Here is a 16,143-nt window from a genome sequence, read left to right as displayed (position 1 = left end):
AAGGAACAAGGTTAAAGGTACAAGCTAAAAGGGTGCTTTGCTTTAAGGTACAAGATTAGAGCTACAAGGGTGATTCGCTTCAAGGCAAGAACAGTTTATCTTGCCTCTGAGGCTTTCATCTTGCTCCTTGAGCCTTTCCTCTTGTCCCTTAAGGCTGCCCCCTTAGCCTTCACACAAAGAACATAATTTTAAGTTTAAAAGGTAGTAACAATATATGGAAAAACGAAACTTATTAGTAACAGGCGGCGCCGGTTTTATTGGCGCAAACTACGTTTTATATTGGTTAGCAAACAACCCTCAAGATAAAGTAGTGGTGTTAGATGCCTTAACCTACGCGGGAAATCGTGAGAGCTTAGCCTCTGTTGAAGATAATCCAAATTTTGTATTTGCTCATGGTGATATTTGCGATACTGCGTTAGTGGAAAGCTTACTAAAAGAACATAGCATTGATACTTTAGTTCACTTTGCAGCAGAGTCTCACGTTGACCGTTCAATCACTGGGCCAGATGCGTTTATTGAAACTAATATTATTGGTACATACAGCCTATTAAAAGCAGCCAAAAAAGTATGGATTGATGAACCTAAAGCGAAAGGCGAAGCTCCACTTAAACACCGTTTCCATCATGTATCAACCGATGAAGTATACGGTGAATTAGGTCCTCATGATCCAGCCTTCACTGAAGACACTGCGTACGCACCAAACTCACCTTACTCAGCATCAAAAGCAGCAAGTGACCACTTAGTACGCGCTTACCACCATACTTATGGGTTAGAAGTGACTACTTCAAACTGTTCAAATAACTATGGCCCGTATCACTTCCCAGAAAAACTGATCCCGTTAATCATTACCAATATTTTACATGATAAACCACTACCTGTTTACGGTGATGGTCAGCAAATTCGTGATTGGTTATACGTAGAAGATCACGCGCGTGGTATCGAGCTAGTATTAAACAAGGGCCGTTTAGGTGAAAACTACAATATCGGCGGGCATAACGAATGGGCGAATATCGATATTGTAAAATTAGTTTGTAAGCTTATGGATGAGTTTTTTGCTAATGATCCGGATCTCACATCTCGCTTCCCGAAGGCGAAAGCCGTGCTAGTAGGCGAAGCCGCTTCACTTATCACCTTTGTAGAAGATCGCGCTGGTCATGATTGGCGTTATGCGATTGATGCAACGAAAACCAATAATGAATTAGGTTACAAGCCAGTTGAGTCCTTTGAAACAGGGATTAAAAAAACGGTTGAATGGTACTTAGGAAAAGAAGATTGGTGGACTCCTTTGTTGGAAGGGAAGTAATAATGGCTAAAAATAAAATGGAAAATGCAGCAGTAACAAAAAAAATGACTGCGTCAGAAAAAGGAATTGTGCCAGATAATACATCTGAAGCTAATAACAATGTAATGAACCCAGCATCTATTCAAACGTCTGTAAAAATTCCAGATACCTTTATTGATGGTTTAGTCGGAGACTCTATTCAGGGGTGGGCAAAACAAGCCGATACAGTTGTTATATTCATTGAAGCCAACAAAATTGTAGAAATCTCATGTAAAGAATATAGAGCCGATCTCAGCACAATTTTAACTAACCCTAATGCAAGTTTCTCTTACGCTCTAAGTAAGAAAGATATTAAAAAAGAGTGGTTAGAATTACCTCTGTTAAGCATCAAAATTAATTTCTTCTCTGATGACAAGAAGTTAATAGAATCAGCAACGTTTGATGTGAATATTGAGCAGTTAAAAGAGGCTGTTGTTTATAAAGATATTGATACTCAGTTAGATATTGAGTTTTATAAAAGCCATTACCCTGACTTAGCGAAATTAACATCAGAGCAATTAAAACAGCATTGGTTAAACAATGGCAAAGAAGAAAATCGTTACCAAAACAAAGCTGCGTTCGTGGCTAAATCCTTAGAAATGCAGTTTGACTTTGATTATGTATTTTATCAACATTTCTATCCAGACTTATTAATTGCGGGTATAGATAATGAAATAGATGCTAAGTTTCATTGGTATGCTCATGGTAAGCAGGAAGGTCGTATTAAGCAATTAGAAGACTGGGTGGAAAAACAAATTCACACAGGCCTTCTATTTAACCCTTTAGATTATGGTTTTGTCGATGTTTTAGAAAGAAATGTTGAATTATCGGTAACACTTCAAGATTATTTAGATTTAGCGCAAGGGTCAATGAGTAAACCTATTAAGGTTGGAAGTACTAAAGAAAGTAATGCGCGTTTCTATCGTGGGCTAGGGCTAGGATTATATAATCAATTTAAAAGCTCAAACGATCATGCCAAGCTTCATAATGCGAGAAGTGCATGGCGCATTTCTTGTTATTTCCTACCTTCAAATGAAATAATGGAAATTATTGCGGGTACTTTTTTTGAACAAAGTGATTTTAGAACGGCCCAAAAGGCCTATGAAAATGGTTATAAACTTAATAATAAAATTAGCTTTGGTGCACTGGGGTCTTTATTGCAGTGTTACGAAAAACTCGCTGACATTACAGGAGCCTTAACACTATTAACGCAATACAATAGAGATAATCCAGAGCAAACTATTGTTTTAGAGTCGATAGATCATTTTAGTCAAAAACTATATGAAGATAACCTAGGTGAGATACAAGTATTAAGTAACCTAGATAAACGGAAAGAATTGATAGCTTGTGCGGAAAGATACACAGATAATATTTATAACGCTTATTATCAATATTATTCAACAGATAATACAACAACACTTAAATCAAACTTAAATACAGAAAAAGTATTGATTGTTGGTGATTACCATATTCCTCAATGTATTCGTTACCGTATTGACCAAAAAGTAGAGCAATTAGAGTCACAAGGCAAAACTGTTAAAACAGTGGACTGGACTGAATTAACTCTACACTCAAATGAAATTTCGTTACATGATATTGTTATTTTCTACCGAGTCCCTTCAGTGCCAACGGTTATCAAAGCGTTAGCGCAAGTTAATGCAAATGGTAAAGCCTCGTTCTTTGAAATTGATGATTTACTGTTTGAAGAGTCTTATCCAGCGCCAATTGAAAGCTTTGGAGGTTATGTTGATATCAATACACATATTGAACTTCGCAAAGCACCGGGTAACTTCTCTGCATTAGCCAAAAAATGTCGTTTCGGTATCGCATCAACAGAATTGTTACGAGATAAGTTAGCAAAATTAGTAAAATCGAGTATTTGTTTATTACATCGAAATGGATTAGATAGCTTAAATTACTTCTCAGGTAACAAAAAAATAGACAAGCCAACCATTGATATATTTTACGGCAGTGGTACACAAGCCCATAATAGCGACTTTATTGAGTTAGCATTGCCTGCTCTTGAAAAAGTATTAAGTAAATATTCAAACACGCGCTTAATTATCGCCGGTTATCTAGAGCTTCCTAATCACTTTAAAACCATGTTTGCTTCTCAGCTATCTATGATGCCACCGGTAAAAAGCGTGAGAGCTTATTGGAACCTTCTTGAGCAAGCTGATATTAACTTAGCTATTTTAGTTGATGATGAAACTAATGGCTGTAAGAGTGAATTAAAATGGTTTGAAGCGGCTTGTTTGAATGTACCTTCTGTATTGAGTAGCACAGCCAATTATAGAGATGTTATTAATGATGGCGAAGATGCTCTTTTAGCTTCAACTCCAAGCGAATGGACTGCGGCACTCAGCTCATTAGTCGACGATGCTGCGTTGCGTCATAAAATTTCAGATAAGGCATTACAACGGGTAAAAACAGAATATAGTTTAGAAACGCTTGGCAAAAAATTAGTGGATGATATTCAACAAGTGGTTAAACCTGTTGAAAATGAAACTCAAAAAATAAAGAAAAAAATTGCCATTGTTAATGTGTTTTTTCCTCCACAGTCAATTGGCGGTGCAACTCGTGTTGTGTCTGATAACTTTGATGTCCTGCAAAAGAAATACGGTGATGACTATGAGTTAGTGGTATTCACTTCTGATGAACGTTGTACTACACCTTATAAGTTAGAGACATATCAACATCAAGGAGTGACGGTTTACCGCTCTACTATTCTGTTTAGAGAGAATATGGATTGGCATCCTAAAGATGACAATATGTACGACCTGTTTAAGCAGTTTTTAGATCTTGAAAAACCTGATTTAGTGCACTTTCATTGTGTGCAACGTTTAACGGCCTCCATCGTTGAAGCAACAAAAGACAATAACGTACCTTATATTATTACCGCACATGATGCGTGGTGGATTTCGGATCATCAGTTTCTTATTGATCAAAATGATACGGTATATCCTGATGGACATCCTGATATGTTTGCTCCTAGGGTGCTGCCTAACAACGTATCCTTGAGCGATTCTATTGAACGTATTAATTATTATCAATCGCTTTTATATGGAGCGAAAGAGCTTCTTACTGTATCACAAAGTTTTGCTGATATTTACAGTAAAAATGGTTACCCAGATATTCAAGTGAACAAAAACGGTATCAGCTCAACAGTAGAATGGTTACCTAAGAACACAGACTTTACTGATAAAATTGTATGTGCGCATATTGGTGGTATGGCAAATCATAAAGGTTACTTCTTGCTCAAAGAGGCGATCGAAAAAGAGCAACCTAAAAACATTGAAATGCTGATTGTTGATCATTCAAAGCCCGAAGGTTACGAAAATAAAACCTATTGGGGTAAAGTACCAGTTACTTTTATCGGACGTGTTAGTCAAATAGGGGTTACCTCGCTTTACCAACAGTTAGATGTCTTGTTTGCACCATCTATGTGGCCAGAAAGTTATGGTCTAGTGACTAGAGAAGCTGCTGCTTGTGGTTGTTGGGTGGTTGCAAGTAATCTAGGTGGTATAGGAGAGGATGTCGTTGATGATAAAACAGGCTTAATAATAGAGCCTAATGTATTAAATCTTTCTCAAGCGATTAGAGTAATCGATAACACTCCAAAAAAGTTTAAAGCTAAAGTAGAGCAAGTTAATATACGTATGGTATGTGAGCAGGTATTAGAATTAAAAGGCCTATACAAATGAATGAATTAGAAATAAATACAATTAAGTTTTTAGCACAAGAAGAGCCTCGAAATCTGAAGGATTTAGGTATGCCACTGGGTGTTTTGATACCAAGAATTGATTACTTCTTATCAATGTTAAGAGATATTAGTAACACCTCTATTAACTCGATTATTAGAGATAAATATAAGGATGGTTTGAAGTCTTATTTATTAAAAGTGGACGAGTTAGGAGGGTTGGGCTTTTATGGTCGTAGCGTTAATCCTATATCATATCTGTGTAGATTTAATTCAATAGGGATTGATTACCATTGGATTCCTAAAAATGCTTGTACATTCCTTAAAAAGAATTTTGCGTCACTGAATGAACAAGAAATATTTAGTTATGATAAAAATAAGTTTCATGAAACGATACAGGATTCATATGGGATGAATATGTCTCAATATATTGATTCTGCAAAAAGTTCAAATTTGAAATTTGCAGTCTTAAGGAACCCTATAGATAGGTTAGTTAGTTGCTACATAGATAAGTTTTATCTACCGTGTGTTAATGATAAGGATTACGAACCTTATATTCTCAACATAATAAAGAACATTTACTGTTATTTTGATATAAAAGGGGATTATCAAAAAAGATCTGTAAGCTTTTCTGAGTTCTTAAATTATATAACTAATAACCCTCATTTCTCTTCAAACGAACATTGGAGACCTCAAATTGATTTTCTTCGTGGTGTCGATTTAGATTTTAAAGTTAAGCAAGAAAATGTCGCATCCTTTTTAATGGGAAAAGAGTTGTTATTCGCTAAAAAGCCAAAGAAAGAAAATTCATCAGTTGGACTAACATACAACGAGGCTACTTATGTTGGTGAGTTATCAGAAAAAACACCTTTAGAAGTCAATGACGAATTATTAGATTACAGTCAATTTGTCACGCCCTCTCAGCACTTATTAATTAAAACCTTATATGCTGAAGATTTTTCTCTATACACTGAATCAATTTAAAGGTTTTATATGAGTAAATATTTTATTAATAACTCTTGTGATATTTATAAAAATGGTGAGTTAATGCCTCCTTCTTATACCAGAATAAGGGATGGTAAAGAAGACTTTATTGAAAAAGACATTAAAGCAATTCAGTCTCGAATGACTGGTGAAGTAAAGTCTATAAGTGAGCCTTGTTTTTATGCAGGAGTCAAGTATGACCATTTTGGGCATTTTTTGTTAGAAAGTTTATCTAGGCTTTATAAATATAAGGGAGATAAACCCATAGTTTGGTTAGGAGGGGGGCCTCAATTTACTCAATACCAAAAAGAAATTCTAAGTATTTTTGGCTTGCTAGAAAAAAAACATATATTTTTGAATAGCGATACTACTTTTACTGATTTAGAAGTTATCGAACGTGGTTACATCATATGGGATACTTTCCTCAAAGAACATTCAAAATTCCTAAGAGTAGTGAAGAAGAATGTAGAATCACCGTTTTTTAATAAAAAAATTTGGATCTCTAGAGCTGGCTTTAAAACTTTTTCTAATGAATGGCTTATAGAATGTACTCTAAAGAATCATGGGTGGTTAATAATAGACCCAACCTTATTGTCTATTCAGGAGCAAGCAGAAATGTTTGCATCGGCTAAAAAAATTGCTGGTATAGAAGGTTCAGCTTTCCATACAATAATTTTATGCTCTGATGTCTGTATAGATGTTACTATTTTTTCTAGAAACTCTTTAGGTTTAAATGGAAATTATCTAAAAATAGATGAAGTAATGGAAACTAAACATAGTTTAATTACTTCAGTATTAGATAGTTCTATGATAATTAACTTTGATTTTATTTTTAAGCATTTAAACATCGATTTAAACTTATTTGAGTTAAACCTTCAATATGAGTGGAAACGAAGTGTTAGCAGTGAGTTGGGTAGAAAACTTTCTAAGCATGAAGTGATCGATAAGCTACGAGAGACTGCAATATCACATGAAGGAAGTGATATATATTTTGCATTAGATTTAATGCAGTTAGCTGCAAAGCATAGGCCTGATGGAGTTGTAATTAAGAGTAAAGTTAATCAATATCAAAGAGAAATTAAAAAAATAACTCCTAAGTGACTGATTTTTATAATTGTAATGTGAGTTTTTTAATTAGCCTCGGAAAAGAAATCTATTATTATTGTTCATAGATTTCTTTTGTTTTGCGTAAACTCAGAGAGTTAAGGTTTGTCATTATTTTCATACTGTAAAAGCTTTTTCTTGATTACTGTTCCATTTGGTCGTAATAAATTAGCCATATACATCAAGTTTTTTGCTAACTTTAAATCCTCCTTCTCAAATGAAACAGCGATATCAATTAGCTTATCTAAGGATTTAGGGGATATTTGCATGTCTATATTTGAATTGTGATCCTTAGTATTTATTCTTCTTGCAATGCTTATAAAATCATTTACTTGTATCTTTCTATTCTCTTTTTTAATTGAAGGTGTTACATCGATGTTTGTATTATGATTATAAAAAACTAATTCCGAGATATAGCAATAATTAAAATTACCTTTAGATATGCCTCTACCCATAAGGTTCGGTACAGTTTTATGGCCAGATATAGGAGATAGTGTAACGTTTCCCTTTATCTCATTATCAATAGTTTCCATATAATAGCCTGGTCCGCTAAAAGCATATTCATATTCATTAATTGTAACACCTGAACGACCGCTGATTCGTTTATCTGACAAATATCCAATACAAATTAATGAGTCATTTTCGTTTCTTTGTAAAGTTATCGTTTTTTGAAACTTTAAAAAAGTTAATGAAATCAATGAATTGCTGAAATTTGATAGCCCATTATCAGTATTTGCTATATCTTTTGCTGTTAATATGGAAAATGGATTTGAGTTACAAGTACCCCCGTAGGGTTTTTCCCAATTGATTTCTGATAAAGCTTTTCTTAATGATAACCCTAGAGCATACGATACATTATGATTTAAATGAATGTGGTCTTTAAAAAAATTACGAGGAATTTCTTCTTTGTTTAAATCCAATAGGGATATATTAAATTGGTTTGAGTATTCAACAATTTTTTCATAAAATTATAGGCTTTTCTGGATTTTAGCCCTAATATCGGAAACATTAAATTTAAAACATTAACGTTCAGCGAAGAAAGATATATGTAAAAATCTTTTACCATTTTTATATAATCAGGACCCTTTTCTAAAACGTAAAAGTTAATATCATTGATGTAATGGTCTATTATTAATATATCACTACTTTCAATAAGTTTTTGATTAAGCATGATTGTTTTTAATGTGCATAGAAATGGCGTCCTTCCTGATGATAATTGTATGACTTCATTATCAATCCTCAAAGACTCAATAAAACCTTTATTTCCCATTACAGAATTTGATGTTCCAACAATAATAATTTTCATATTTTATACTTTTTTGATTAGTTTATCGGGTTAAGGTATTGTCCAGATAGATATTATTAATTAACTTTCAGCCTTTGTAATGTTTTTCTTAAAAATATTAAATGAATCAAGGATATTATAAAAAAGTTATGTAACAGAATATAAAATACCACTAATAATGATTTATGTTTAAGCTAAATCAAACGATTTCTTATTTAGTGTGTCTATAACAATATAATTTATAATGCGAAATATAATGTATATTCTGTATTTTTTATAAAACTATTTTTATTATTAATATCATCTATTTATTAAAGAGTAGTCAAATGTCCATTACATCTTTGCAGCAATTAGGGGCGACGCTTATTTCGCCCATGTTCACCTTTTACAATCAAACGTTAGTTAAAAATGTGAATGAAAAAGAAGGGATCTTTTTCTTAGCAAGAGAAGGGTACTGGTTGAGCCGTGCTTATTCTGAATATTGTGAGACGGTTGGTCGTGTTGATAATAGCCAGTATATGTTGGTTTCTAGGGCGTTTCTTTTCAAAATTGGTTTAACTGAATCTAACACCTTTCCACTTTCCTTAAACTTTAAGTTTGAAGGGAGCTTATATGAATTGATGTGTTCTCGCTTTATGTTAAGCGATACTAGTTTAAAAAAGGTGTTTAGTGATAAGCAACTTCAGCAAACCTTTTCATTGCCGGATGACCTTAAAACCGTTTCCTCCCTCCTAGTTCAAAAACAAGCAAAATTAAAACCTATCATCGAACCGTCAAGCTCTGCTTATCATCAATATTTAACTTCTATTGGTTTCTTTGATGTAGAAACAGTCAACCTGGTTGATCTTGGTTATAGCGGTACGATTCAAACGCTGTTAACTATTTTGTTTAAGAAAGACACAAAAGGGCATTATTTGATCGCTTCAAACCCAGGCAAGAAAAGGGTTGAGAAGCAGACAATGGAAATGGTGGGTTATTTAAAAGGAGGCGTGAAAATGGGCGGCGGTTATACGCCGTTAGATCGTTCGATGTTTTTAGAGTCTTTATTAACCGCACCGGTTGGCCAATTCCAAGATATTCGACTAAGTCCATTGCCAGATGAAACATTTGATACTTATTATGGTCGTAAAGTCACTTCTCAGCATCAGTTCCATTTGTTAGCGCAGGTATGCCAAGGTGCATTGAAACAAATGAATCAATATATTAAAGCTGGTGTGAGCTTTTCTGCTGAAGAGGTGGAAACGCTTTATACCACGTATGTCACAAAGAAAGGCATGTTACCAACGCATAGCTGGCCGCTATTTACTATTGATGATGATATTGCTAGCGAAGGTACAGTGAACGGATTAGACTTTTTTGGATTAAAAATATGAATTACAGAGCCATTGTTAAACGTATTCCTATCATAAACAGTATTATTAGAAATAATCCTAAATTGATGCAAGCAGCTATACGTATCGAAGGTAAATTATTGAGAAGAACTGATCCTCGTCATAGGGTTAGTGTTCCCGCGGCTATAGGGCATAATCCTGCTTTACTAGCAGAAGCGAAGCAGCATGGTTTGTTTGATTTTACTTGGTATTGTGATGTACAAGATAAATCATTCGATTCAGAAACCTCTGCGTTTAACGATTACCTAATGAAAAGTCGCTTCTCAAGTGTTAGCCCAAGTCCTGCATTTAATAACTGGAACTACCATAAAAATAATTTAGATGTTTACCACTTTGGGCAAAGTCCTCTTGAGCATTATATTTCAGCAGGTATTAAAGAAGGCCGTATTAATACCCCTTTTGCACCGCGCTGGGAACCAAGTGATAAATTAGCCACTGACATTGATGAAGCATTGAATAAAACACAGAAAGTGGCGGTTTGTTTACATGTGTTTTATGCGGATTTTTTAGATTATTACCGTCAATGTTTAGAGCACTTCCCTGTGAATGTAGATGTGTTTGTATCGGTAAGTGATGTTGCTTTAAAAGCCGTGGCCATTGAGAAATTAGGCGATTTGAGTACCGTGAATAATATTGAAGTGGTTGCTGTCCCTAATCGCGGTCGAAACTTTGGGCCTATGTTAGTGGAGTATGGTCAAAAATTATTAGATTATGATTTGTTCTGCCACCTGCATTCTAAGAAGTCTTTATATTCAGGTCGTCCGCAAACACAATGGGCTGATTACCTTGGCGAGTTTTTATTGAATGATGCCAATGTGATTGCGAAAGCGATTACGCACATGGCTAAAGATGATGAATGCGGCGTGTATTACCCCACTTCGTTTATGATGATGCCGGACTGGGTAAACCATTGGTTGAAGAACAAACCCTTTAAAAGCAAGTTTTTTGATGAGTGGAATATCACAGACCACTCTGACTTTATTGCTTATCCTGTTGGCGGTATGTTTTGGGCTAAACCAGCGGCATTAAAGCAGTTGCTTGATAAAGAGTATAAATATGAAGACTTTCCTGCAGAGCCTTTACCTAATGATGGCTCTGAGTTACATGCTTTAGAGCGATGTATTGGACTATTAGCTGAACGTAATGGTTATAAGCAGCTATTTTATTACCCTGAATTAGGACGTTTTACTCAAGATAAAAGTCATATCTTTGCAAATTATGTGAGTAGCCAAGAGCAGTTGCTTCATAAAATTCAACCCTTCGATATTATCTCCTTTGATGTATTTGATACTTTAGTGCGTCGTACTCATTTTGTCCCTGATTATGCCAAGCTTAAATTAGGGCAATATTTGGTTGAGCAAGGTGAAGTAAAGGATGCACATGATTTTGTTAAGTTAAGAAATAATGCAGAATTTACTGTGCGTAAGCAGAAGCAATTTAAAGGAGATGTTAGCTTAGTTGAGAGTTACCAACAGTTAGGGAAGGAGTTAGGATGGGATCAAGCCAAGTCGCTTCATTATGCTGATATGGAGTTTGCTTATGATCTCGATATGATCGAAAGCAAAGATGAAGTCGTTGATATTCTGAATGCTTTAATTGGTCAAAGAAAGACGGTTTATATTATTTCCGATACTTACTATTCTGAGCATCAAATTGTATTGATGTTAAGAAAAGCTGGTGTGACAAATGGCTATCAATTATTTGTTTCCTCTGAGTTAGGCTTGCGTAAAGATAGTGGTACTATGTGGGCCTTTATGAAAGAGCATTTAGCGGATAAGGGATCGTTTGTGCATGTTGGAGACAACGCTGTTGCCGATGCTCAAATCCCTGGCGATTTTGGCTTAGCTAACTTGCATATTTTAAACCCAATGGATAAATGGCAAGCCGCAGGATGGGATAACCCATTTGCAGGTGGCAATGAATTAAACGAACAACACATTTTAAAATGGGGGCCATTGATCAGTAAATTCGGTCGTTTCCCATTCTTAGGCGAGTAATTAAACAGTATGGATATTAATTTAAATCAACCTAAAACTCTTATATTTCATCCTGGTATCGGTAAAACGGCTACCAGCGCTATTCAAAATATTGGTTTTAAACTGCCTTCAAATAAAAGTGAAGAAGCTTGCTTTTCACCTTACGGTTTTTTTGGTGGTGCAAGTAACTACTTTGCATCAAACCACCCTGAGTTTTCAATGACGAAGTTCACAGAGCAATGGGATGCGCTGTTAACTTTTGCGGCCAGCAGAGAAAGTAGCACTGTGATTTCGAGTGAATTTTTAATTCGAGATAATCCTAAACATATTGCTTTGATGCTGACACAAGCTAAAGAGAAAGGGCTTAATGTAAAGGTGATTGTTGCTGTTAGGAATTATACTGATTACCTTATTTCTGCTTTTTTACAAGCCGTAAAAGTAAATTGGGGGATTCCTGATAACGAAAATATTTTTATGTTTTGTGAAAGAGAATTAGCACAAGTGAGAATGCCTCTTTTAGTGGATTATTGGGCTAAGCACATCGGTGATGAGAATGTCTTTTTAATGGATTACGATAAAGATAAAAAAGGCTTTGTTAATCTGTTTTTCAAAACTATTGATCTAGACGTTGATTCTGGCGATAAGAAAGAGAATAAGGTCAATGAATCAATCAGACTTGAAATAGCCCCTATGTTGCGTCACTTTGACCGCGTCACTTCAAACAAGCAGCAGCGCCCTGATTTTATTAAATTCTTAAATTCGCTTGATTATAAAGAGCAACATTCAAAAAATGTTAAGCAGCGAATAGATAATAAAATAGTACGCAATGCTTTTACGCATGACAAAGAGCGCCTTTCAGCTAGATACACATGGATTTAATGTATGAAGAATAACTCTTATTGGGATCCTGTTAAAAAACGTATTAACGAGCGTATGGAATATAGCTTGCCATTAAAGAAACATATTAAATTTATATGTGGATCTAATATTTCAGATACTCGTTTATATCGTTCAGAGTTTACCAAGTTCAAGCCAACTTATTGTATTGAAGATGGCGCACTGCTTTTACCTTATAAAGAAACGCATCACATTCCTAAAAGCTATTTCTTTGAACATTGGGCCTATGATAAACATTTAAATCCAATTTTAATTGCTGATCATTATAAACCGGTATTAAAAGGGTACAGAGACCATTCTGAGTTACCTGTTTATCCGTTCCGAGCAAACTTACCTGCTGAGTATATGAAGGGTGAGTATTATTATATGGGGATGTTAAATCCTCATTACGGGCACTTTATTCAAGAAGGTGTAACACGTTTTTGGTTGGCATTAAACAAACCGAACTTAATTAATAAAAAAACTAAGTTTGTTTACCATGTGTTTGAGAATTTTAATAAAGAGCAGGAAAATAAATTCTTAAACTCTAATATGATGGAATATCTTGCGGTATTGGGTATTACCAAAAACAATATTGTATTTGTGAAAAAACCAACCACTTTTGAGCATCTTATTGTGCCTGAATCTGTTATCTCTATTAGTGATGGAAATTGTTATTTTGCTGATGAATCTCGTCAAGTTTGGTTACATTTAAATAAACTTATGGCGGGTTATGATAATAAAAACGATTTGGTTAATGATAAACGTATTTATTTAAGTAGACGTGCTGTTAAAGCTCCTATTCAAGGACGTGTATTACTTAATGAAGAAGAAGTTGAGGCGTACTTCCGTTCATCTGGTTTTGATATTGTTGTACCAGAGGATCTCTCTCAAGTTGAAATGCAAAAAGTGCTTTCTACTACTAACTTTATTGCTGGAAACCCTGGTTCTGGTTTGCAAAACTCATTTTTTATTCCTAACCCTGCCAAGACATTAGGTATAACTTGTTTGCCAATAATGAAGATTAATCCTGGTATTAATCACCAGGTTAATACTGATTTAATTTGTGGTCATCAAACCTTCGGTTACAACACTTCTGCTAATAATATAGTTCAAAAAAGTAATTCAATTGAGTGGAAAGTATCCATTGATAATTTGAATAAACGCTTAGCTGCTATTTTGTAAAGTTTTGAATTTATTATTTAAGTCCTTTGGGATGAAAGGTTTTGGAGAAAATACAATGCGGGAATTAACGCTACATATAGGCGCGCATAAAACGGGTACATCTACTATTCAAAATTGGATGTACAACCACAGACATTTTCTTAAAAAGAATGGCGTAACTCCATTTTTTATTGAAAATGGTAAAAACACAGTTCAAGTGAATCAAACCTATTATTTTAATCATTCAAAAATTAAACAAGGTATTGTTACTATTGACCCAAACCTTGCAGTTAATTTAAAGAAATGCAATGACAAGCATGTTGTTATGTCTTCTGAATGTTTTTCATGGATTCATGATAGTGATGAGTTAGTTAAGCTAAAGGCGGCGCTACAACCACATTTCTCAAGTATTAAAATTCTTATTTATATTCGCCGACAAGATCGTCAAGCTTTGTCTCACTATCAACAGCGAGCAAAAAGTTGGGAAGCTGAAGGTTTGTATTTTAGTGGTGATAACAAGTCTTTTCCTACGTTAGATAATAATGCTCAGTCATATTTGGATTATTATAATCACTTTGCTATGTGGGGTGATGTGTTCGGCGATGATAGTGTTACTTTTAAGGTGTTTGATAGAGCGTTACTTAAAAATAACTGTGCCGTTAGTGATTTTCTGGACTTCTTAGCTGTTCCTTTTACGAAGAAAAATGTAAATGTTAAAGATGCAAATACTAGCCTTGGTTTGTTAAATGTTAAAGTGGCACATATTCTCCGAGATATGGGGATAAAGCGACATGACCCAGTCTTTCAAGAGATTATAAAGGAGTTAGGTGAGTCACACGTTATGTTGCCTTCTCGTCAAGAGGCCGTTAACTTTTATTCTAAATTTAAAGACTCCAATATAGCGCTTAACCGACGATTCAATATTAGTGATGAAAATGAAGATATATTTGCTAATGACTTTAGTGTCTATCAAGAAAATTCTTCTGATGAATGGACTGAGGAATTAGCTAATCATGCTATTACTACAATCCTTAAAGTCTTATTAAAGAAGTGAGTGATTTATGATAAGTAAGAAGTTAAGTGAAGGTGTAAGTATGGTTAGTAACGCTCTTCAGTCTAATTCATGCCAAGATGTTGCTGTTATTGCAGTGATTAAAGATGAATCAGCTTATATACATGAATGGATCCATCATTACCTTTATTTTGGTTTTAAGCATATTTATTTAGGCATTAATAGAACGACTGATAGAACGACCGAGGTTTTGGATTTAATCTGTTCTCAATATAGTAATGTAAAATACTTTGTGATGGATTGGATTGATAAGGATGCGGATAAAAGCGGTATTAACCCTAGTATGCAGAGATTATCTTTTAGTTTTCTTGCTAATGAGGCTTTTAGGGATCCGAATGTTTCTCATTGTTTGAGTGTTGATGCTGATGAGTTTTTTTATCCAACCGACTTCAAGCAGGATGTTTCTCACTTTATTAACTCTATGCCCTACAACAGCAGGCTTTCAATTCACTGGGCTTGCCAAGAAGTTGATGGACGTGCTTTTTCAGCCCCTTTTGAGAATAAGAAATATTATACGACCCCTCAAGTTAAAACAATAATGTCTAGAGAGGCTTTTGATAACCTTAGAAAATTTACACTTCATGTACCTTTATTGAAGATAAGTGATAAATCACGGCATATCGATGCAAGCGGTAATATATTTAAAAAAGGCAAACATAGAGAAATTTCTGAGTCTAACTTCAATAAAGATCAAAAGGCTTTTATTCTGCATAGAATGATTCGTTCAGAAACGGAGTATTTAGCATTACTGTTAAGGAAAAGACCTAGTTCGACATTAAGAGTGAAAGATAATAGAGATGGCATTATTCAGAGAACTAAGTTGTTTGCACTCGAAGTAAATACTGAAGATTTAGATGCTTATTATAGAAGCCTCGATAATTTTATAGTGAATTGTGCATTGACAGATACCCTTACAGGTATAAGAAATGAGATAGTAAGTAACTCCCAAGAAATACTTAATATTAGTGATGAAGATCTTTTAAAAGATGTAGATGTTTACTATAAGGTACTTAAAGGTACTTCTGTTTTTCCTACTTTGCATAATAGGATCACAAGTATGAAAATAACTACTTTAAAGAAGGCCTCTATCGATAAATTAAGGGATACTGCGCTCATGTTAGAGTCGTATAATATGTTAATTTCTTTAGAGTTAATGCAGTTGGCTTTACAATTTAGACCTAATGGTTTGTATATTAAACACAAGGTTTCAGCTTACCAAGGTAAATTAAAGCAGGAATAACTTTTTGTATATTCGTAACTTTAAGTTTTG

Annotated in this window: 12 protein-coding genes; 10 read left to right on the top strand and 2 right to left on the bottom strand. The window is 34.5% G+C overall.

Annotation, left to right across the window (positions count from 1 at the left end; translation table 11 throughout):
- Window positions 1-214: 214 nt before the first annotated feature.
- The 4 genes from rfbB to OW492_RS13490 are packed head-to-tail and all read left to right on the top strand — an operon-like array spanning window position 215 to window position 7,106.
- Window positions 215-1,303: a dTDP-glucose 4,6-dehydratase gene (gene rfbB / locus OW492_RS13505; RefSeq protein WP_290040697.1), complete on the top strand. Its 1,089-nt coding sequence runs from the start codon at window positions 215-217 to the stop codon at window positions 1,301-1,303.
- 2 nt (window positions 1,304-1,305) lie between these two features.
- Entirely contained in the window at window positions 1,306-5,025 is a 3,720-nt protein-coding gene (locus tag OW492_RS13500; protein ID WP_290040695.1) for a glycosyltransferase, read from the top strand.
- Complete coding sequence (locus OW492_RS13495; RefSeq protein WP_290040693.1) at window positions 5,022-6,005, top strand: sulfotransferase family 2 domain-containing protein; 984 nt, start codon at window positions 5,022-5,024, stop codon at window positions 6,003-6,005. The genes OW492_RS13500 and OW492_RS13495 overlap by 4 nt, the downstream gene beginning before the upstream one ends.
- 9 nt (window positions 6,006-6,014) lie before the next feature.
- Window positions 6,015-7,106 carry a glycosyltransferase 61 family protein gene (locus tag OW492_RS13490; protein WP_290040692.1) on the top strand — a complete coding sequence of 364 codons (1,092 nt, stop codon included), beginning with the start codon at window positions 6,015-6,017 and terminating at the stop codon, window positions 7,104-7,106.
- A 101-nt stretch (window positions 7,107-7,207) separates the two neighbouring features.
- On the opposite strand, the gene OW492_RS13485 is transcribed toward OW492_RS13490, so the two are convergent.
- Together OW492_RS13485 and OW492_RS13480 are read right to left on the bottom strand one after the other, a co-directional pair.
- On the bottom strand, window positions 7,208-8,029 hold the full coding sequence (locus OW492_RS13485; RefSeq protein ID WP_290040691.1) for a hypothetical protein: 822 nt from the start codon (window positions 8,027-8,029) through the stop codon (window positions 7,208-7,210).
- Entirely contained in the window at window positions 8,020-8,415 is a 396-nt protein-coding gene (locus OW492_RS13480) for a hypothetical protein (protein ID WP_290040689.1), read from the bottom strand. The genes OW492_RS13485 and OW492_RS13480 overlap by 10 nt, the downstream gene beginning before the upstream one ends.
- A gap of 305 nt (window positions 8,416-8,720) precedes the next feature.
- Here OW492_RS13480 and OW492_RS13475 point away from each other — a divergent pair, with 305 nt between their 5' ends.
- From OW492_RS13475 to OW492_RS13450, 6 genes are read left to right on the top strand one after another with little or no spacing between them, the layout of a single operon-like run.
- Window positions 8,721-9,767, top strand: a complete 1,047-nt coding sequence (locus OW492_RS13475) for an HAD family hydrolase (RefSeq protein WP_290040687.1) — start codon at window positions 8,721-8,723, stop codon at window positions 9,765-9,767.
- Window positions 9,764-11,782: a rhamnan synthesis F family protein gene (locus tag OW492_RS13470; protein WP_290040686.1), complete on the top strand. Its 2,019-nt coding sequence runs from the start codon at window positions 9,764-9,766 to the stop codon at window positions 11,780-11,782. Before OW492_RS13475 ends, OW492_RS13470 begins: the two co-directional genes overlap by 4 nt.
- A gap of 9 nt (window positions 11,783-11,791) precedes the next feature.
- Complete coding sequence (locus OW492_RS13465; protein ID WP_290040685.1) at window positions 11,792-12,640, top strand: hypothetical protein; 849 nt, start codon at window positions 11,792-11,794, stop codon at window positions 12,638-12,640.
- 3 nt (window positions 12,641-12,643) lie between these two features.
- A complete protein-coding gene (locus OW492_RS13460) occupies window positions 12,644-13,822 on the top strand; it encodes a glycosyltransferase family 61 protein (protein ID WP_290040683.1) in 1,179 nt (392 codons plus the stop codon).
- Between the two features lie 31 nt (window positions 13,823-13,853).
- Complete coding sequence (locus OW492_RS13455; RefSeq protein WP_290040681.1) at window positions 13,854-14,855, top strand: hypothetical protein; 1,002 nt, start codon at window positions 13,854-13,856, stop codon at window positions 14,853-14,855.
- Window positions 14,856-14,895: 40 nt separating this feature from the next.
- A complete protein-coding gene (locus OW492_RS13450) occupies window positions 14,896-16,113 on the top strand; it encodes a glycosyltransferase family 2 protein (RefSeq protein ID WP_290040679.1) in 1,218 nt (405 codons plus the stop codon).
- The last annotated feature ends 30 nt before the right edge of the window (window positions 16,114-16,143 follow it).

It is taken from the genome of Psychromonas sp. 14N.309.X.WAT.B.A12, assembly GCF_030397575.1.
Lineage (GTDB): Bacteria > Pseudomonadota > Gammaproteobacteria > Enterobacterales > Psychromonadaceae > Psychromonas.
Note: the sequence above shows the minus strand (reverse complement) of the source record. Positions and strands in the feature narration are given on the sequence as shown.

Excerpts from the sequence above, each read along its gene's own strand:
- rfbB (WP_290040697.1), top strand. The coding sequence starts at position 215 with ATGGAAAAACGAAACTTATTAGTAACAGGCGGCGCCGGTTTTATTGGC.
- OW492_RS13500 (WP_290040695.1), top strand. The coding sequence starts at position 1,306 with ATGGCTAAAAATAAAATGGAAAATGCAGCAGTAACAAAAAAAATGACT.
- OW492_RS13495 (WP_290040693.1), top strand. The coding sequence starts at position 5,022 with ATGAATGAATTAGAAATAAATACAATTAAGTTTTTAGCACAAGAAGAG.
- OW492_RS13490 (WP_290040692.1), top strand. The coding sequence starts at position 6,015 with ATGAGTAAATATTTTATTAATAACTCTTGTGATATTTATAAAAATGGT.
- OW492_RS13480 (WP_290040689.1), bottom strand. The coding sequence starts at position 8,415 with ATGAAAATTATTATTGTTGGAACATCAAATTCTGTAATGGGAAATAAA.
- OW492_RS13475 (WP_290040687.1), top strand. The coding sequence starts at position 8,721 with ATGTCCATTACATCTTTGCAGCAATTAGGGGCGACGCTTATTTCGCCC.
- OW492_RS13470 (WP_290040686.1), top strand. The coding sequence starts at position 9,764 with ATGAATTACAGAGCCATTGTTAAACGTATTCCTATCATAAACAGTATT.
- OW492_RS13465 (WP_290040685.1), top strand. The coding sequence starts at position 11,792 with ATGGATATTAATTTAAATCAACCTAAAACTCTTATATTTCATCCTGGT.
- OW492_RS13460 (WP_290040683.1), top strand. The coding sequence starts at position 12,644 with ATGAAGAATAACTCTTATTGGGATCCTGTTAAAAAACGTATTAACGAG.
- OW492_RS13455 (WP_290040681.1), top strand. The coding sequence starts at position 13,854 with ATGAAAGGTTTTGGAGAAAATACAATGCGGGAATTAACGCTACATATA.
- OW492_RS13450 (WP_290040679.1), top strand. The coding sequence starts at position 14,896 with ATGGTTAGTAACGCTCTTCAGTCTAATTCATGCCAAGATGTTGCTGTT.